This window comes from Pseudonocardia sp. (assembly GCF_050250275.1).
GTDB lineage: Bacteria > Actinomycetota > Actinomycetes > Mycobacteriales > Pseudonocardiaceae > Pseudonocardia.
Map to the genome: position 1 here is coordinate 1 of NZ_JBFWOY010000022.1, position 17,691 is coordinate 17,691.

Here is a 17,691-nt window from a genome sequence, read left to right on the forward strand (position 1 = left end):
CGAACGACGCCGCGCCCAGGGCAAGACCGACCCCGAGATCCGCCGCTGCCTCAAGCGCTACATCACCCGCCAGCTCTACCGACAGCTCGAACACCCACAAGCGACTTGACGAACCATAGGAGCGTCCCGGCCGGCCGCGCCCACCCCCCGATCGGGCGCGACCAGCCGGCGTCGAGCGCCCCGCGCCCACCGTCGGCAGGGCGTCTCGGACCCAACGACATGTTCGACCGGCAGGGTCCCGAGTCCTCACGCGGACGTGACGACCATCACATCGGCATCGCCGCGGGCGCACCCGCGCGGGACGTGCGCAGGAGACCGGCGGCGGCGTGCGGGATCACCGCCGGGGTTGGGGGAAGGTCGCCATCAGGACGTCGTCGACGAGGTGGCCGTCGACGCGGAACTCCCCGCGCAGCACACCCTCGACCTCGAACCCGCAGGCCTCGTAGACCCGGCGGGCGGCGGTGTTGGGCCCCAGCACCCGCAGCGTGACCTTGACCGTGCCGGCGCGGGCCTCGCGCTCGACCGCGGCCGTCACGAGGGCGCGACCGATCCCGTGGCCCGCGTAGTCGGGATCGACTGCGAGGCCGCGGATCTCGCGGACGTGACGGTGTGCGGGCACGCGCAGCGAGTTGCCGACCGCGACGTACCCGGCGACGACGCCGTCGGCCTCCGCGACGATGACCGCGCCGGGGGCGACGCGGCCGTCGAAGAACGGGGTGCCGGGCGCGGGTGGCGGCGCCGGGGTCACCTCCGGCCCCCAGGTGAGCCGGTCGATGCGGGCGAGCGCGACCTCGTCGTCCGCGCGGGCGGTCCGCACCTGGATCTGCATGCGCGCATCCTTCCCGGTGGGCGGCCTGCGGCGGCACCGTCGTCGTCGAGCGGTCAACGGTGCGCGCCCGGGGCCGGGCGCCCGCCACCTGGCGGGTCCGGAACCGGATGCCGCGCGTGATCGTCGGTACCGCACGGGCCCGCGGTCCGCGACGATGGCACCGACGACGAAGTCACGACCGACGGAGGTCAGGATGCGCACCATCGACGGCAGTGGGATCGACCGGGTACTGAGCGGGGCGGTGGAGGCCGGGCACGTCCCGCACGTGGCGGCGATCGCGGCCGACCGCGACGGCGTCTTCTACGAGGGCGGCGCCGGGGTACGCAGCGTCGGGGCCGACGAGGCCCCCGTCGACACCTCGACGCAGTTCCGGATCATGTCGATGACGAAGATGGTCGCGACGGCGGCGGCGCTGCAGCAGATGGAGCGTGGCGCGCTCGACCTCGACGCCCCCGTCGAGGAGTACTGCCCGGAGTTCGCCGAGGTGCAGCTGCTCGTCGGGTTCGACGGCGACACCCCGAAGCTGCGCCGACCGGCGACCCGGGCGACGGTCCGCCACCTGATCACACACACCTCGGGACTGAGCTACTGGTTCTGGAACGCCGACATGGTGCGCTTCGAGCAGGTCACCGGCATCCCGAACGTCGTGCCGGGGTCGGCCGAGGCGTTCAAGGCCCCGCTGGTGTCCGAGCCGGGGAGCAGGTTCGAGTACGGCATCAACACCGACTGGCTGGGCAGGGTCGTCGAGGCGGCCGCCGGGCAGACCCTCGACGTCGTCGTCAAGGACGGCATCACCGGCCCGCTGGGCATGGGCGACACCATGTTCCGGCTGGATCCGCAGCGCTACGGCAACTGCGTCGCGATCCACGTGAAGGACGAGAACGGCAACTGGACCTCCGCCGGGGAGATCCTCAACCAGGAGCCCGACTACTGGGCGGGCGGCCACGGCCTCTACTCCACGCCCCGGGACTACATCCGCTTCGAGCGCGCGCTGCTGCGCGGGGGCGAGCTCGACGGCGAGCGCATCCTGCGCGAGGACACGGTCGACGCCGCGTTCACCAACCAGATCGGCGACCTCGACTTCCCCGCCGAGATCCCGACGGCCGACCCGCCGATCACCGACACCCTGCGCGTCGGGCCGGGCTGGAAGTGGGGCTACGGGCTGCTGCTCAACACCGCCGACCTGCCGGGCGGCCGGCGCGCGGGGACGGGTGCGTGGGCGGGGCTGTTCAACACCCACTTCTTCGTCGACCGGGCGACGGGCATCTGCGCGTCGATCTACACGAACTCGCTGCCGTTCATCCCCGAACAGGAGGCGTGGAAGCTCTACGTCGACTTCGAACACGCGCTCTACGCCGCCCTCTGAGCAGGCCCGGGAGAGGTTCGCGGATGTCGGTCGCCCGGCCGGGGTTCGACCCGGAGCTCAAGGCCGGGCTGGCCGTCGTCGGCGGGGTCTTCCCGCCGACGATCACGCCCGACCTGATCGGCTTCATGCGCCGGTCGTATGCGTCCCCGCCGATCGAGGAGACGCTGCGCGCCAAGGCGATCGAGCGTTCGGACAGCACCATCGCCGGGCACGGCGGCGACGCGGTCGAGGTGTCGGTGCTGCGCCCGGCCGGGGCGGGCGACGCGCGCCCCTGCGTGCTGTTCGTGCACTCGGGCGGGCTGATGTTCGGCGACCGGTTCAGCGGGGTCGATCTCGTGCTCGGCTGGGTGGAGTCGCTGGGTGCGGTCCTGGTGACGGTCGAGTACCGGCTGGCACCCGAGTTCGCCGACCCGTACCCGCGGGAGGACTGCTACGCCGCGCTGGAATGGGTCGCGGCGAACGCGCAGCGGCTCGGGGTGCGCCGCGACCGGCTGCTCGTCGCCGGGGCCAGCTCCGGCGGCGGGCTCGCGGCGGGGATGGCGCTCGCGGCGCGCGACCGTGGCGGCCCGGCGCTGTGCGGGCAGGTGCTCGACTACCCGATGCTCGACGACCGCGGCGTCACGGCGTCGACGGCCCAGTTCGACGGCGTCGGCGTCTGGGACCGGGTCAGCAACGAGACCGGCTGGTCGGCGCTGCTGGGCGAGGCCCGCGGCGGCCCGGGCGTCTCCCCCTACGCGGCGCCGGCGCGGGCCGCGGACCTGTCGGGGCTGCCGCCGGCGTTCGTCGACGTCGGCGCCGCCGAGATCTTCCGCGACGAGGCGATCGCGTACGCGAGCCGCATCTGGGCGGCGGGGGGCGATGCCGAGCTGCACGTGTGGTCGGGCGGGTTCCACGCGTTCGACATCTTCGCCCCGCACACGGGACCGGCGCGTGGGATGGTCCGGACCCGCGACGCCTGGGTGGAGAAGGTCCTCGCCGACTGACACGCCGGAGAACGTGACCCGGACCACTAGGATGACCGTGTGCAGGAGCTGCTCGGCAGGCTCTCGGCCCTCGACCCGGGGGCGAGCCTCGGGCTGCGCGTGATCGCCTGCTTCGACGAGCTGGTCGTCGGCAACGTGAACTCCCGCGCGCTGCTCAGCGCGGCCGCGTCGCTGGCGGGTTGCAACGCCGGTTACTGCCAGGACCTGCCGGCGCGGACGATGCGTGTGACACCGCGCGGAGAGCTCGTCGACGGGCCGGTGGTGGTGCCGCCGCAGCCGTCGTCGGCCACGGCCGACGGGCTGACCGTCTGGATCGAGCGGTCCGGGCCGGCGCACGCCAACGACGCGATCATCCTCGAACGCCTGGCGCTGTCGATGCGCATCCGGCACGGCCGGGGCCACCGCGACCTCGACGGCCGCCGCGCGCTGGGGCTCGTCCTCGACCGGGCCGTGCCGGTGGAGGACCGGCGCACCGCCGCGGCCCGCCTCGGCCTGGTCCCGGGCACCCGGCACCGGGTCGTCGCCGCGCCGCTGTTCGCGGTGTGGGACGAGCACCCGACGGCGGCGGAGGACGTCGTGCCCACGCCGTACGGGCCGATCCACGCGCTGGTCGTGCCGCACGATCATCCGCCGATCGCGGCCGGCCCGATCGGGGTGGGCGTCGCCACGACCGTCGAGCACCTGCACCGCTCGTTCGCGACGGCGGTGGTCGCACTGCGCCTCTGCGCCCCACCGGGGACGCCTTCGGTCGACGCCGACCGCTACGGGGGCCTGATCGGGCTGCTCGCCGACCTCCCGCCCGACGCCGACCAGCCCGACGTCGACGCCCTCGCCGAGGTCATGGCGCATCCGTGGGGACCGTCGACGGTCGACGCGCTGGTCCGCGCGGGGTCGGTGCGGCAGGCCGCGCGGCTGGCCGGGGTCCACCACAGCACGCTGCAGCAGCGTCTCGACGGTGTCGGCGACATCTTGGGCTTCGACCCGTTCGACGACGGGATCGGCCGCACCCGCCTGGGCATCGCGTACCTGGGGTGGCGGTTGCGCACGTCGCGGGTGCTCGACCTGCCCGCACCCGGCCGGACCCCGGGAGGGCGCTGATCCCCGCCGGCCGCCGCGATCGTGGGCCGATCGACCGTCGCCAGGGCGCCTGATTACTCCTAGAATGTCCGGTTGTGGATCTCCGGGACGTGCCTCGGCTCGACGCCGGCGGCTGCGTCCTGCGTGCGTTCCGCGACGACGACGCGCCCCTGGTCCTGGCGGCGTCGGACGATGCGGCGATCACCCGTGTCACCACGGTGCCGCCGTGCGCCGACGAGTACCGGGCGCGCACGTGGATCCGGCTGCAGCACGCGCGCGTCACCGACCGGGTCGGACTGCCCTTCGCGATCGCCGACCCGGTGACCGACGAGGCCCTCGGCCAGATCGGGCTGTGGTTCAGCGGGGTCGGGGAGGGGCGGGCGCGCCTCGGCTACTGGGTACCGGCCCGCCACCGCGGCCGAGGCCTCGCCGGCCGGGCGCTGCGGACCCTGTGCCCGTGGGCCTTCGAGGTCGCGGGCCTCGCGCGGCTGGAGCTGTACGTGGAGCCGCACAACGTCGCCTCGCAGCGGGTCGCCGCGAGCGCCGGGTTCCGCTGGGAGGGCCTGCTGCGGGCGTGGGAGACGATCGGCGCCGAGCGTCGCGACATGGTCATGTACTCGCGGCTGCCGTCGGACGCGGCGCCCACCGTATGGCGCGCAACGCCTCCGGCGGCACCCGCCGCCGTGGCGTCGCCTGCGCGGGGTCGGTGACCGCAACCGGCACGCGCGTGCGCCCGCGACGACCGCGCCCACGGCGATCCCGGCGCGTGGGCGGCGGCCGGCCCCTACACGCGACGATGCGCGCCCGGGCGGCCCACGCCCGAACGCGCATCGCGTCTCACACCATCACCCGGTGACCGCCACCCCCCACGGATGCCGGTCACCACCCCCGCTCAGCTGCTGTAGGACCAGTCGTCGCACTTGCCGTACTTGCCGCTGTCGCAGTCGTCGTACTTGCACCCCCGGACCAGCAGGGGCAAACCCGACTTCCCCACCGGGGGCCGGCTCAGCGCGGGACGGGATCGCGGCGCATGTCCCAGGCGTCGACGACGAGCTCGGCGAGCCGGGCCTCGTCGACGGCGTCGAGACGCACCATCACCAGCGGGAACCCGTCGTAGCCCGGCGTGGTGAAGAACAGTTCGGGTTCGCCGAGCAGCAGCGCCTGCTTCTCCGCCTCGTCGCCGACGTAGAGCACCGCGATGTCGGTGCGGATCACGCGGCCCTTACCGGGCTCGCGTTCCGGATAGGACCAGACGAAGCCTTTGCCGTCGACGCGGAAGTCGAACCCGTCGCTCGGGTTCTCGACGACACCCTCGAGCGAGAGCGCCAGTCGGCGGACGTCGTTCTCGTCGCTCATCCACCCAGTATTCCCGGTGCTTGTGCTGCACTGGGGCGATGGCCGTCCTCGCACACCTGAGCGACCTGCACCTCGACGGCGGGACGCGCGCCCACGTCCGCGCCGCGCGCGTGCTGTCCTACCTGGACGGACTGCCCGGACCGGTCGACGCGCTGCTGGTCACCGGCGACCTCACCGACCACGGCACCGACGACGAGTACCGCGAGTTCCGCGACCTCGTGGGCGGTCGCGGCCCCCTGCTGGTGCTGCCCGGCAACCACGACGTGCGCGACCCGTTCCGCCGGGTGCTGCTGGGCGAGGCGGGCGGTGACGCGCCGATCGACGCGGTGCACGACGTGGCCGGGGTCCGCGTCGTCACCTGCGACTCGACGATCCCCGGCCACGGCGAGGGCCGGCTCGCCGACACGACGTGCGACTGGCTCGCCGCGGTCCTCGCCGACGAGCCCCGGCGGCCGACGCTGGTGGCGTTCCATCACCCGTCGGCGGCACTCGGCAGCCCGCCGCTCGACGCGATCCGCCAGCGCGACACCGCCCGCCTCGAGGCGATCGTCGCGGCGAACCCGCAGGTCCTGGGTCTGCTGTGCGGGCACGCCCACACGGCGTCGACGACCCTGGTCGCGGGTCGTCCGCTGCTGGTGGCGCCGGGGATCACCTCGGGTCTGCGGCTGCCGTGGGAGGGCGGGCCGCTGCTCGACCGGGACCTGCCGCCGGGGCTGGCGTTCCACGTCGTCGACGGGGCCCGGCTGTCGACGCACTACCGCGTCCTGCCCGGCGGGTGAGAACCCCGCGGCCGCGGGGCACGTCGGCGCCGGCCGTCGCCCGGTGCGACCAACCGCGCGGAGATGGCGTCCACCTGTACCGGAGGTTGCCGACAGGTGGCCGATCTCAGAATCACACAGGTACTGGCGGCGGCCCCGGCGCGTGTTGCAGGCTGACGCCATGGCGCTGTCCGTGCATTTCGTCAACGGTCCCGCGGACGGCCTCGACCACATATATCCCCACCTGACCCGGCCCCTGCCCAGCCTGTACATCACCGACGCCGACGACCGGTGGCGCGCGGTCTACCGGCTGGTCGAGGGCCGCCCCCTCGTGCACGGCCGTTGGCAGTACTGCGCGGTGCGCGACCGGCGCTGACGATCACCCGCGCGCCGACGTCGCCTAGCGTTTAGGGCAGGTCGCGACGCTCCACCCGGCGGCGTTCCCGGGGCGTCAGCCCAGGTCAGAGTGCTGGTCGTCGACCGAACGACGATCTCTGTCCGCGACGGCCCGCCCACCACCGGTGCCCTCGTTCGGCGCTAGACTCGACGCCTGTGGCCCAGGTCACCAGGCGCGGCAGCGTGCCCCTCGACCTCGGCGTTGGCAGTAGCGATCCGTTGTGCCCGGCAAGGAGGCCGTACTTTCATGAAGCTCGCTCTGTACCTGCCGAACTTCCGCACCGAGGTGACCGTCAAGGAGCTGGAGGACCTCACCGAGCTGGCCGAGGAACTCGACTACGACTCCGTGTGGACGCTCGACCGCATCGTCGTCCCGGAGTCGTCCGACCGCGGGGAGCTCACCTACCCCTTCGGCATGATGGAGGGGCTGCCCAACCAGCTGCCGGTCGCCGCCCGCGGCACCTTCCTCCAGGGCTTCCCGCTAATCCCCTGGCTCGCCGCGAAGACCAAGAAGGTCCGGATCGGCATGAGCATCATCGACACCCCGTTCCGCGCGCCCGGCGTCCTCGCCGCCGAGCTGGCGACGATCGACCACCTCTCGGGCGGGCGCCTCAACGTCGGTGTCGGGTCCGGCTGGATGCCCGAGGAGTTCGCCGCCGCGAGCGCCGCGCACATCTTCCCCAAGCGGCACAAGCACGTCCGCGAGACGATCGAGGTCATGCAGGGTGTCTGGACCAACGACATCTTCGAGTACCACGGCGAGTTCGCCGACTTCGAGCCCTGCGGCTTCGGCGCCAAGCCCGTCCAGAAGCCGTACCCGCCGATCTTCTTCTCCGGTCTGAAGGACCCGAAGCGGTCGGCGGCGCGCATCGCGAAGTACAACCTGTCGGGCTGGATCGGTATCCAGGACTCGCCCGCGGACATCAAGAACTGGCTCACCGCCATCCAGCGTGAGCTCGACGAGCTCGACACCCAGCGGTCGGTCGCCGACCTCGAGATCTGCACGATGCTGTGGACCGTCATCACCGACGAGGAGGTCGACCAGTCCGACCAGGGCCGCGTCACCAACCTGATGGTGGGCACCGCGGGTCAGATCACCGACCGGCTCAAGGCCTACAAGGAGGCCGGGCTGACCATGCCGCTGATCTGGCCGCCGTTCGCCGACGTGCCCGTCGCGAAGACGCTCGACGACATGAAACGCCTCAAGGAGGAGATCCTCCCGAAGGTCGACGCGGGCTGAGTTCGTCGGCCCGACGACGGGGTCCCGGCGCGGTGCCGGGGCCCCGTTCCCACGTCCCGAGGGTCAGCCGCGCAGGCCCGAGAACTCGTCGACCTCGTACGGGTCGCGGTGGTGCTCCCACACCTCGGCCATGCGACCTCCGGCCATCCGGACGACCAGCACGTTGTGGTCCTCCAGGGTCCGGCCCCGGGCCTCCGCCCGCCCGACGTGGTGCGCGATCGTCTCGCCGTCCCCACTCGCGACGTCCTGCAGGTCGGCGCGGAAGGTGCCGTCGCTCGTCTCGCCCACCCTGCCGAAGAACTGCAGCACCGCCTCGACACCGTCGTAGTCGCCCGCCAGGACGCTCCGCCCCGTCTGGTGCCACCGGATCTCCGGGTCGAAGGCGGCCATCAGCGCCGGGATGTCCTGCTCGTTGAACGCCTTGTAGGCACTGCGGACGACGTCCGCGTCCTGTTCAGACATCGTGGCTCCCTCTGCTCGGTGGGCGGACCGGGGCGGCCGTTGTACTCGCGATCGCTGCGCCCCACCGGGGCCACCTGCCCCGAACGGGACGAACAGGTGGAGCCGCACCGTCCCCCTCCGGTTCACCCCTGCCCGGCGGCCGTCCCCGGGCCGGAGCCGTGCGCCCGCGCTCGACAGGTCCGTCCCGCGGAGCGGGAGAATCGCGGGTGTGGAGCAGCGGCTCGGGCGCGTGGAGCTGGCCGACGGCACCGTCGTGGCGTGTGCGTCCGTCGGCAGCGGCCGGCCGCTGGTGTACGTGTCGGGCTGGCTCACGCACCTGGAGCTGGGCTGGGCGCTACCGGCCGAGCGGGCGCTCTACGAGGCGCTCGCCCACGGCTGCCGGCTGGTGCGCTACGACCGCGCCGGGTGCGGCCTCTCCCCCGCGACCGACCGGCCGCCGTCGCTGGAGTTCGAGCTCACCCACCTCGACGCGGTCACCGCGGGCCTCGACGCGCGGTTCGACCTGATGGGCATCTCGATGGGTGCCCCGGTCGCCGCGGCGTGGGCCGCCGCCCACCCCGACAGCGTCCGGCGCCTGGTGCTCTACGGCGGCTGGGCCCGCGGCGCCGAGGTGTCCCCGCCCGCCGTGTGCGACCACGTCCTCGGGCTGGTCGAGTCGCATTGGGGCCTGGGCTCCGACCTGATGACCGACATCTTCGCCCCCGACGCCGACGGCCCCACCCGCGCCGGCGCCGCCCGCTACCAACGGGCCTGTTCCACGGCGGCGACCGCGAGGGCGTTGCTGGCACTGAGCTACGACCTCGACGTCACCGGCCTCCTCGGCCGGGTCCGCGTGCCGACGCTGGTGGTGCACCGCCGCGACGACCGCGCCGCACCGCTCGCCCAGGCCGAGGTGCTCGCCGCGGGGATCGACGACGCCGAGCTCGTCGTGCTCCCCGGCCGATCACACCTGCCCTATGCCGGTGACCGCGACGCGCTCGTCCGCACCGTGCGCCGGTTCCTCGGTCTGCCCCTGGCCCGGCGCCGCGCCGACGGGCTGACACCACGACAGCGCGAGGTCGCCGCGCTCATCGCCCAGGGCTGCACAAACCGCGAGATCGCGGAACGGCTGGGGATCGACGAACGCTCCGCCGAAGGGCACGTCGAACGCATCCTGCTGCGCCTCGGGTTCCGCTCCCGCGCACAGATCGCTGCCTGGTACAGCGCCCGTCGCGACCTCGGCTGAGCGCGCGAAGGTGGGGTGGTTCCACGCCTGACCCGGCCCCGGTCCCGGCGCAGAGTGGCGGTCGTGACCAGCCTGTCGTCCCGTCCCGGCACCACGTTCGAGGTCCACCCTGGGCGCGGCGCGTTCAACGCCGCGTTCTTCGCCGTCATGGGTCCCTACATCGAGTGGAACGTCCGCGCCCACAAGCAACGCCTCTTCGCCGACCTGCCGCGGACCGTCGTCGAGCTGGGCTCCGGCGTCGGCGCCAACATGCGGCACCTGGCGCCCGGCTCGACACTCGTCGCCGTCGAACCCAACGCGCCCATGCACCGCCGGCTGCGCGCCGCCGCCGCCGCAGACCACGGCGTCGACCTCGACCTGCGCGAGACCGTCGCCGAGCACACCGGCCTGCCCGACCGCAGCGTCGGCTGCGTGATCTCCTCGCTCGTCCTGTGCACCGTCGCCGACCCCGCCGCGGTGCTCGCCGAGGTCCGCCGCATCCTGCGCCCCGGCGGCACGTACCGGTTCGTCGAGCACGTCGCCGCCCCCGCCGGCACGCCCACCCGGGCCCTGCAGCGGGCGCTGCGGCGCCCCTGGGCGTGGACGTTCGAGGGCTGCTCGTGCGAGCGCGACCTCGCCGTCCCGCTGCGTGCCGCCGGCTTCGCCCGCGTCGACATCGAGCCGTACCGGCTGCACAGCCCGTTCGTCCCGTTCAACACTCAGATCGCGGGCACGGCGTACGCCTGATCAACGCGGCGGGACCTCACCGCGTCCGGTGCAGACGGTGCAGCCGAGGGCGCCGCACCACGACGGTCGGCACCTGGTGGCCAACAACGGGTGCGCCGGCCTCCCCTGCTTCTCGGGCGAACGCTGCGGGGTGCTGACACGGCTGTCCGCCGACCCCCGCCCACCCGACGACAGCCGCTACGGCACCGTCATCGACGGCCTGCGGTTCGACGCCCTGCCCGTCCGCTACGACCACGACCGCTGGCACGCCGACTTCCTGCGCGCCTGGCCCCCGGCTCCCCCGGCCACGCCAACTACGCCGCCCGGATCGACGCCGGGACCTGGCCCACCGTCGCCCACGCCGCCCGCGGCACCATCCGCCACAATCGGGGATCGTGACGTCGCAGCCCCACCTGGCCCGCCAGCTCGGCACCACCGACGCCGTCGTCATCGGCCTCGGCTCGATGATCGGCGCCGGCGTCTTCGCGGTGTTCGCACCCGCCGCGGCCGTCGCCGGGCGGTGGCTGCTGGTCGGGCTCGCGCTGGCCGCGGTGGTCGCGTACTGCAACGCCACCGCCTCCGCACAGCTCGCGGCGCAGTACCCGACCTCCGGCGGCACCTACGCCTACGGCCGCGAACGCCTCGGCCCCTGGTGGGGGTTCCTGGCGGGCTGGGGGTTCGTCGTCGGCAAGACGGCGAGCTGCGCGGCGATGGCGCTGACCTTCGCCGCCTACGCGGTGCCGCCCACCTGGCAACGCCCGGCGGCGGCCGCGGCCGTCGTGCTCCTCGCGCTGGTCAACCTGCGCGGCATCACCCGGACCGCGCAGCTCACCCGCGTCCTCGTGGTCGTCGTGCTGACGGTGCTGGCGGTCGTCGTGGCGGCCGGGGTCGTCGCCGCGACCGGCATGCCCCCGGTGTCGACGCCCGCGGTGGGCGGGAGCGTCTACGGCGTCCTCCAGTCGGCCGGCCTCCTGTTCTTCGCGTTCGCCGGCTACGCCCGCATCGCGACGCTCGGCGAGGAGGTCCGCGACCCGCGACGCAGCATCCCGCGTGCTGTGACCGTCGCGCTCGGCCTGGTCGTGGCCCTCTACGCCGCGCTCGCCGTCGTCGTGCTGCTCGCGCTCGGGTCGGGCGCCCTCGCATCGTCCACCGCACCGCTCGCCGACGTCGCACGCGCCGCAGGGTGGGGCTGGGCCGTGCCGGTCGTCGCCGTCGGCGGCGCCGCCGGTGCCCTCGGCGCGCTGCTCGCCCTCGTCGCGGGCCTGGGCCGGACCTCGCTGGCGATGGCCCGCGAGGGCGACCTCCCCCGCCCGCTCGCCGCCGTCTCACCCCGCTTCCAGGTGCCGCACCGCGCCGAGATCACCGTCGCCGTCGTCGTGGTCGCCCTCGTGCTCACCGTCGACCTGCGCGAGGTCATCGGCTTCTCGTCCTTCGGCGTGCTGGTCTACTACCTGATCGCCAACGCCGCCGCCCGCACCCAGACCGGCGAGCACCGCCGGTACCCGCGGTGGCTGCAGGCCGCCGGCGCGGTCGGGTGCGTCGTCCTCGTCGTGACGTTGCCGTGGCAGTCGATCACGGTCGGCGCCGCGGTCTTCGTCGTCGGTATCGGGTACCGGCTCGTCGCGCAGCACGGGAGGCCCCTCCCACCTCCGGCGCACCGCGGCCCGAGCTGACCGACTTCGTCGGTCCCGACGCCCGTGCGCATCCGGAACGAGCGGCCGCCGCGCTCTCCCACCGCACGGCCGCGCCGCAGCCCCGACCGCATCACCGCGCTCGTCCACGACGGCAGGGTTCACGACGCCACCCGGTCCTGGGCAGGCGGTGTGAGCAGCGGCCGCGTCGACGTGCGCAGGTCGTCAGGGGCGACCCTGCAGCCCGCGGGCCGGCTGGTCGACGCCCACCGCCCGGGCCTCGACGCCGTCGACCTGGGGCAGCCGGGTTCGCGGCCCGCACAGCTGCGCCGTTCGTCCGAGTCGCTGCGTTCTCACCGGTGCGCGGGCGCGGTGTCGCGGTGAAAGCCCTCGATGTGTGCCACGACCACGGCCTCGGCGTCGTCGGCGCGCCCGTCACGGACTGCGTGCAGGATGGTGCGGTGCTCTGCGCGGAGCCGGTGGGCGAGCGTGGGCCAGTCGGCGGCGCGGGCGGCGCCCTCGTCGATGTAGGCGCGCACCGCCCCGCGGATCCCGGCGAGCACAGCGGCGTGCAGGACGTTGCCCGACATCGCGGCGAGCGTCACGTGGAACGCAGCGTCGAGGTCGAGGAAGCTCGTCGCGTCGATGCCGGGGGCGTCCATCGCGTCGAGCAGAGCCGTGGCCCGGTCCACGCCGTCGGCGGTCGGCCGTGCGGCGGCCCCGCGCACCGCGGCCCCTTCGACGAGCATGCGCAGGTCGACGATGTCCTTCACCGGAACGTGGTCGGTGGCGAGGTGCAGGCGCAGCGCAGCGCCGAGTCCGGCGGCCGGGTCGGCGACGACGGTCGCCCCGGCCTCGGGCCCCGACCCGGTAGCCGTCCGGATGACGCCGAGCGCCTCCAGGATCTTGACCGCCTCACGCACCGACGGGCGCGACACACCCAGCTGCTCGGCCAGCACCCGCTCCCCGGGCAGCCGGTCGCCGAGGCGGATGCGGCCGGCGGCGAGGTCGTCCTCGATGTGGGCGAGGACGACTTGGTGTGTGCGCACGGCACGCATCCTACGAGTGTGGTCTGACCACAGCGGCTACGCTGGTGCCGATCGATCCCGGAGGTCGCCCACGATGAAGATCGCCCTGTTCGTCACGTGTCTGTCCGATGCGCTGTTCCCCGAGGTCGGCAAGGCCGTCGTGACCCTGCTGGAGCGGCTCGGTCACCAGGTCGCGTTCCCCGCGGCGCAGACCTGCTGCGGGCAGATGCACGTCAACACCGGCTACCGCCGCGAGGCGCTCGGGCTGGTGCGCCACCACGTCGAGACGTTCGAGCCGTTCGACGTGGTCGTGGCGCCGTCGGGGTCGTGCGTGGGGTCGGTGCGCCACCAGCACGCCGACGTCGCCCGCACCGCCGGTGACGAGGCGCTGGCCACCCGCGCCGACGCCGTCGCCGCCCGCACCTACGAGCTGTCGGAGCTGCTGGTCGACGTGCTGGGGGTCGAGGACGTCGGCGCCTACTACCCGCACCGGGTCACCTACCACCCGACGTGTCACTCGCTGCGGATGCTGCACGTCGGCGACCGGCCGCTGCGGCTGCTGCGCAACGTGCGCGGCATGACGCTGCTGGAGCTGCCGGGTGCCGACCAGTGCTGCGGGTTCGGCGGGACGTTCGCGGTGAAGAACGCGGACACGTCGACGGCGATGCTGGCCGACAAGATGACCGCGGTGATCTCGACCGGCGCGGAAGCCGTCAGCGCCGGGGACAGCTCGTGCCTGATGCACATCGGCGGCGGCCTGTCGCGGCTGCGCACCGGGACCCGCGCGGTGCACCTGGCCGAGATTCTCGCGAGCTCGGAACGTTCCCGATGACCGACCTCGGGATGCCGGTCGTCCGGGCGCCGCGCGGGGTCGGGCACCTGCGCGGTGACAGGGACTTCCCCACCGCCGCCCGCGACGCACTCGCCGACTCCCAGCTGCGGCGCAACCTCGGGCACGCGACGTCGACGATCCGCGCGAAACGCGCCGCGGTGGTGGCCGAGCGTGGCGACTGGGAGGAGCTGCGCGCCGCCGGTGAGGCGGTCAAGGCCGCCACGATGGCCCGGCTCGACGAACACCTCGAACGCCTCGAGACAGAGGTGACCCGCCGCGGCGGGGTCGTGCACTGGGCCCGGGACGCGAACGAGGCCAACGAGATCGTCACGCGGCTCGTCGCGGCGACGGGCAGCCGCGAGGTCGTCAAGGTCAAGTCGATGGCGACGCAGGAGATCGGGCTCAACGAGGCCCTGGAGGCCGCGGGCGTCGCCGCGCAGGAGACCGACCTGGCCGAGCTGATCGTCCAGCTCGGCGGCGACCTCCCGTCGCACATCCTGGTCCCGGCCATCCACCGCAACCGCGCCGAGATCCGCGAGATCTTCCTGCGCGAGATGCCCGGCGTCGATCCCGCACTCACCGACGAACCCCGCAAGCTGGCGATGGCCGCGCGCGCCTACCTGCGGGAACGGTTCCTGCGCGCCGACGTCGCGATCTCCGGCGCCAACTTCGCCGTCGCGGACACCGGGTCGCTGGTCGTCGTCGAGTCCGAGGGCAACGGCCGCATGTGCCTCACGCTGCCGCGCACGCTGATCACGGTGATGGGCATCGAGAAGGTCGTGCCGAGCTGGGCCGACCTGGAGGTGTTCCTGCAACTGCTGCCGCGCAGCTCCACCGGCGAGCGGATGAACCCCTACACCTCGGTGTGGACCGGCGTCACCCCTGGCGACGGGCCGCAGGAGGTCCACCTCGTCCTGCTCGACAACGGCCGCACCGCCACCCTCGCCGACGACGTCGGCCGCGCCGCGCTGCACTGCATCAAGTGCTCCGCGTGCCTCAACGTGTGCCCCGTCTACGAACGCACCGGCGGGCACGCCTACGGCTCGGTCTACCCCGGCCCGATCGGCGCGGTGCTCTCGCCGCAGCTCACCGGCGTGGAGGACAACGCGTCGCTGCCGTACGCGTCGTCGCTGTGCGGGGCGTGCTTCGAGGCCTGCCCGGTCCGGATCGACATCCCGTCGCTGCTCGTGCGGCTGCGCGCCCAGCACGTCGAGGCCCGGCGGGAGGCGTCGCGGGTGCCGAGCGCCGAGGCCGTCGCGATGGCAGCCGCTGCCTGGACGATGGCCGACCCCGCCCGGTTCGCCGCGGCGGAGAAGGCGTCACGGCTCGGGCGGGCGTTCGGACGGCGATCGGGACGGTTGACGACGCTGCCGCCCCCGCTCTCGGCCTGGACCGCCGGGCGCGACGCACCGAGACCGCCCGCGGAGACATTCCGCGAGTGGTGGGCCCGGGAGCGCGGATGACCGCCCGCGACCAGATCCTCGCCCGGATCCGCGCCGCCAACGCGACGGCGCACGCCCACGAGACGCCGGTCCCGCGCGGCTACGAACGCCGCAGCCCGCACGTCCCCGGCAGCCCGGAGCTGCTCGACCTGCTGACGGATCGGCTCGTCGACTACAAGGCGACCGTGGTGCGCGTCCGCCCCGGCGAGGTCGAGGCCGCACTCGCCGAGGCCCTGGCGCCGTACGCGACGGTGCTCCTGCCACCGGACGCGCCGTGGGGTCTCGCCGGCACGAGGGACGACGCCGGGCTCGGCCCGCACGACCTCGACCGGTTCTCCGCGGTCGTGACCGGCTGCGCCGTCGCGTGCGCCGAGACCGGCACCATCGCCCTCGACGCCGGCCCCGCCCAGGGCCGCCGCGCGATCACCCTGGTCCCCGACGTGCACGTGTGCGTCGTCCACGCCGACCAGGTCGTCGGCTCGGTCCCGGAGATGCTCGCCGCCCTCACCCCGACCCGCCCGATCACCTTCATCAGCGGCCCGTCCGCGACCTCGGACATCGAGCTGCAACGCGTCGAGGGCGTCCACGGCCCCCGGACCCTGATCGTCGTGCTCACCGACAGGCGCGACGCGTGACCGGTCTGCGTCGGCACGACAGCCCCGGTCACGTCCGCCGATCGCCGCCGGGCTCAGCCAGGGTCCGGGGCGGACTCCGCGCTGAGCCGGCCGAGCCACTTGAGCATCAGGTGTCGTTCCTCGTCACCGAGCTCCGCCGGAGGCGCCCCGCGTAGCTGCGCGGCGAGCTGGATCGCGGTCGGCGCGATGCCGCGTGTCACGTCAGGGGCGCCGGCTGTGTCCAGGCAGGCGGCGAAGACGGCGTCGCGGACACCCGCGGACAGCTGCGGGTCGGAGTAGATCTCGGGGTTGACGAGAATCGCCAGCGCAACGCCGACGTTGGCGGACAGGATGCGCTGAGCTGCCGGCCCGACCGGAAGTCGCAGGGTGCCGTCGCGGGCGCACCGCTCCAACGTGGCGGCCAGCAGGTCGAAGATCACCTGCGGCGCGGCGGGGCGGCGTGTGAGTGTCGGCGAGAACATCAGGCGGTACGTGGCGGGATTCTCACGCGCGAAGGCGATGTGGTCGTCCCAGCCCGCGCGCAGGTCGGCAACGGGGTCGTCGGTCTGCTCGAGGCTGCGTTTGCGGTCGACGTAGCGCTCGAACCCGTGGTCCACGAGCGCAGCGAGCAGCCCGGCCTTGTCCTTGAAGATGCGGTACAGCGCCGGCTGGCCGACCCCGACTGCCTCGCACACGGCACGGGTCGAGATGTCGTTGTCGGCCGATGCGGCCAGCTGCTCCTCGGCGGCCTGGAGCATCCGTGAGCGCAGCGTAGGGGCAGTGACAGTCACGGTTTCAACGCTACGCTCCGAGCGGTAGCACTGAACCGGACGTATCAATGATACTCATCACGTGGCCGCGCCGATACGGTCGTCGTATCGTCGATCGCGTTCAGAGATATCAGTGCTTCGGCCGTGGCCGGACGAACAGAACAGGTGGCCATCCATGTTGACCAACACTCCCCGCGTCGCGCTCGTGACCGGCGGAACCGGCGGCATCGGCGAAGCCGTCATCGACGCGCTCGTCACCGACGGATTCGCCGTCGGCGTGCACTACGCGGGCAACAAGGCGAAAGCCGACACCCTCGTCGAGAAGATCACCGGCTCCGGCGGTCAGGCCGTCGCCGTCGGTGGTGACGTCGCCGACGAGCACGCCATGGCCGCAGCCTTCGACACCGTCGAGACCGCCTTCGGCGGCATCGACGTGGTGATCAACACCGCCGGGATCATGGTCCTCGGGCCCATCGCCGAGTACGACCTGGACCAGTTCGACCAGATCGTGCGCACCAACCTCCGCGGCGCGTTCGTCGTGTCCCAGCAGGCGGCCCGCCGCGTCCGCGACGGTGGCGCCATCATCAACTTCTCGACCTCGGTGACCCGCACCCGGCTGCCCAAGTACGGGCCCTACGTCGCCACCAAGGCAGCCGTCGAGGGACTGACCCTGATCCTCGCCCGGGAACTGCGGGGCCGCGACATCACCGTCAACGCCGTCGCCCCCGGCCCGACCGCGACGCCGCTGTTCTTCGACAGCAACAACGACCAGACCATCGCGGCGCTCACCAAGGCCACCCCGCTCGAGCGCCTCGGCCGCCCCGAGGACATCGCGACCACCGTCGCCCAGCTCGCCGGTCCCGCACGCTGGATCAACGGCCAGACGATCTTCGTCAACGGCGGCCTCGCCTGAGCGGTCCGCACCCTCACCCCCGCCCGTGGAACTCACCGGGACCGCGCCGCCCGCCGAGATGCAC

19 protein-coding genes are annotated in these 17,691 nt (G+C 73.6%); 14 read left to right on the forward strand and 5 right to left on the reverse strand.

Translation table 11 applies throughout. The features are described 5' to 3' along the window. Positions 1 to 334 precede the first annotated feature (334 nt). Positions 335 to 829, reverse strand: coding sequence for an N-acetyltransferase family protein (locus tag AB7F12_RS19760; protein ID WP_428500001.1), 495 nt, complete (start codon positions 827 to 829; stop codon positions 335 to 337). 193 nt (positions 830 to 1,022) lie between these two features. Here AB7F12_RS19760 and AB7F12_RS19765 point away from each other — a divergent pair, with 193 nt between their 5' ends. The 4 genes from AB7F12_RS19765 (at position 1,023) to AB7F12_RS19780 (ending at position 4,965) form a co-directional block, all read left to right on the forward strand. Then, the gene (locus tag AB7F12_RS19765) at positions 1,023 to 2,195 is read left to right on the forward strand and encodes a serine hydrolase domain-containing protein (protein WP_428500000.1); all 1,173 of its coding nucleotides are present in this window, start codon (positions 1,023 to 1,025) and stop codon (positions 2,193 to 2,195) included. A 23-nt stretch (positions 2,196 to 2,218) separates the two neighbouring features. After that, complete coding sequence (locus AB7F12_RS19770; protein WP_428499999.1) at positions 2,219 to 3,178, forward strand: alpha/beta hydrolase; 960 nt, start codon at positions 2,219 to 2,221, stop codon at positions 3,176 to 3,178. A 39-nt stretch (positions 3,179 to 3,217) separates the two neighbouring features. Then, on the forward strand, positions 3,218 to 4,276 hold the full coding sequence (locus AB7F12_RS19775; protein WP_428499998.1) for a helix-turn-helix domain-containing protein: 1,059 nt from the start codon (positions 3,218 to 3,220) through the stop codon (positions 4,274 to 4,276). A gap of 74 nt (positions 4,277 to 4,350) precedes the next feature. Continuing rightward, positions 4,351 to 4,965 (forward strand): GNAT family N-acetyltransferase, encoded by a 615-nt coding sequence (locus AB7F12_RS19780; RefSeq protein ID WP_428499997.1) that lies wholly within the window; start codon positions 4,351 to 4,353, stop codon positions 4,963 to 4,965. Positions 4,966 to 5,260: 295 nt separating this feature from the next. Here AB7F12_RS19780 and AB7F12_RS19785 read toward each other — a convergent pair whose 3' ends face one another. Then, positions 5,261 to 5,611 (reverse strand): MmcQ/YjbR family DNA-binding protein, encoded by a 351-nt coding sequence (locus AB7F12_RS19785; RefSeq protein ID WP_428499996.1) that lies wholly within the window; start codon positions 5,609 to 5,611, stop codon positions 5,261 to 5,263. A gap of 38 nt (positions 5,612 to 5,649) precedes the next feature. Here AB7F12_RS19785 and AB7F12_RS19790 point away from each other — a divergent pair, with 38 nt between their 5' ends. The 3 genes from AB7F12_RS19790 (at position 5,650) to AB7F12_RS19800 (ending at position 8,005) form a co-directional block, all read left to right on the forward strand. Next, positions 5,650 to 6,390: a metallophosphoesterase gene (locus AB7F12_RS19790; protein WP_428499995.1), complete on the forward strand. Its 741-nt coding sequence runs from the start codon at positions 5,650 to 5,652 to the stop codon at positions 6,388 to 6,390. A 160-nt stretch (positions 6,391 to 6,550) separates the two neighbouring features. Next, positions 6,551 to 6,745 (forward strand): hypothetical protein, encoded by a 195-nt coding sequence (locus tag AB7F12_RS19795; protein ID WP_428499994.1) that lies wholly within the window; start codon positions 6,551 to 6,553, stop codon positions 6,743 to 6,745. Positions 6,746 to 7,012: 267 nt separating this feature from the next. Next, positions 7,013 to 8,005: an LLM class flavin-dependent oxidoreductase gene (locus AB7F12_RS19800; protein ID WP_428499993.1), complete on the forward strand. Its 993-nt coding sequence runs from the start codon at positions 7,013 to 7,015 to the stop codon at positions 8,003 to 8,005. 63 nt (positions 8,006 to 8,068) lie between these two features. Here AB7F12_RS19800 and AB7F12_RS19805 read toward each other — a convergent pair whose 3' ends face one another. Beyond that, positions 8,069 to 8,467 (reverse strand): nuclear transport factor 2 family protein, encoded by a 399-nt coding sequence (locus AB7F12_RS19805; RefSeq protein ID WP_428499992.1) that lies wholly within the window; start codon positions 8,465 to 8,467, stop codon positions 8,069 to 8,071. 208 nt (positions 8,468 to 8,675) lie between these two features. Here AB7F12_RS19805 and AB7F12_RS19810 point away from each other — a divergent pair, with 208 nt between their 5' ends. The 3 genes from AB7F12_RS19810 (at position 8,676) to AB7F12_RS19820 (ending at position 12,070) form a co-directional block, all read left to right on the forward strand. Then, the gene (locus tag AB7F12_RS19810; protein ID WP_428499991.1) at positions 8,676 to 9,692 is read left to right on the forward strand and encodes an alpha/beta fold hydrolase; all 1,017 of its coding nucleotides are present in this window, start codon (positions 8,676 to 8,678) and stop codon (positions 9,690 to 9,692) included. A 63-nt stretch (positions 9,693 to 9,755) separates the two neighbouring features. Further along, positions 9,756 to 10,418 carry a class I SAM-dependent methyltransferase gene (locus AB7F12_RS19815; protein ID WP_428499990.1) on the forward strand — a complete coding sequence of 221 codons (663 nt, stop codon included), beginning with the start codon at positions 9,756 to 9,758 and terminating at the stop codon, positions 10,416 to 10,418. 374 nt (positions 10,419 to 10,792) lie between these two features. Next, a complete protein-coding gene (locus tag AB7F12_RS19820) occupies positions 10,793 to 12,070 on the forward strand; it encodes an APC family permease (protein WP_428499989.1) in 1,278 nt (425 codons plus the stop codon). A gap of 311 nt (positions 12,071 to 12,381) precedes the next feature. Here the strand turns inward: AB7F12_RS19820 and AB7F12_RS19825 are convergent, their stop codons facing one another. Further along, complete coding sequence (locus AB7F12_RS19825) at positions 12,382 to 13,086, reverse strand: FadR/GntR family transcriptional regulator (protein ID WP_428499988.1); 705 nt, start codon at positions 13,084 to 13,086, stop codon at positions 12,382 to 12,384. 64 nt (positions 13,087 to 13,150) lie between these two features. Here AB7F12_RS19825 and AB7F12_RS19830 point away from each other — a divergent pair, with 64 nt between their 5' ends. From AB7F12_RS19830 to AB7F12_RS19840, 3 genes are read left to right on the forward strand one after another with little or no spacing between them, the layout of a single operon-like run. Next, the gene (locus AB7F12_RS19830; protein WP_428499987.1) at positions 13,151 to 13,888 is read left to right on the forward strand and encodes a (Fe-S)-binding protein; all 738 of its coding nucleotides are present in this window, start codon (positions 13,151 to 13,153) and stop codon (positions 13,886 to 13,888) included. Further along, positions 13,885 to 15,351 (forward strand): LutB/LldF family L-lactate oxidation iron-sulfur protein, encoded by a 1,467-nt coding sequence (locus tag AB7F12_RS19835; RefSeq protein ID WP_428516759.1) that lies wholly within the window; start codon positions 13,885 to 13,887, stop codon positions 15,349 to 15,351. Before AB7F12_RS19830 ends, AB7F12_RS19835 begins: the two co-directional genes overlap by 4 nt. Continuing rightward, positions 15,348 to 15,965: a LutC/YkgG family protein gene (locus AB7F12_RS19840; RefSeq protein WP_428499985.1), complete on the forward strand. Its 618-nt coding sequence runs from the start codon at positions 15,348 to 15,350 to the stop codon at positions 15,963 to 15,965. The genes AB7F12_RS19835 and AB7F12_RS19840 overlap by 4 nt, the downstream gene beginning before the upstream one ends. Before the next feature lie 53 nt (positions 15,966 to 16,018). On the opposite strand, the gene AB7F12_RS19845 is transcribed toward AB7F12_RS19840, so the two are convergent. After that, entirely contained in the window at positions 16,019 to 16,735 is a 717-nt protein-coding gene (locus tag AB7F12_RS19845) for a TetR/AcrR family transcriptional regulator (RefSeq protein WP_428499984.1), read from the reverse strand. Positions 16,736 to 16,889: 154 nt separating this feature from the next. Here AB7F12_RS19845 and AB7F12_RS19850 point away from each other — a divergent pair, with 154 nt between their 5' ends. Next, on the forward strand, positions 16,890 to 17,627 hold the full coding sequence (locus AB7F12_RS19850) for an SDR family oxidoreductase (RefSeq protein WP_428499983.1): 738 nt from the start codon (positions 16,890 to 16,892) through the stop codon (positions 17,625 to 17,627). Positions 17,628 to 17,691 lie beyond the last annotated feature (64 nt).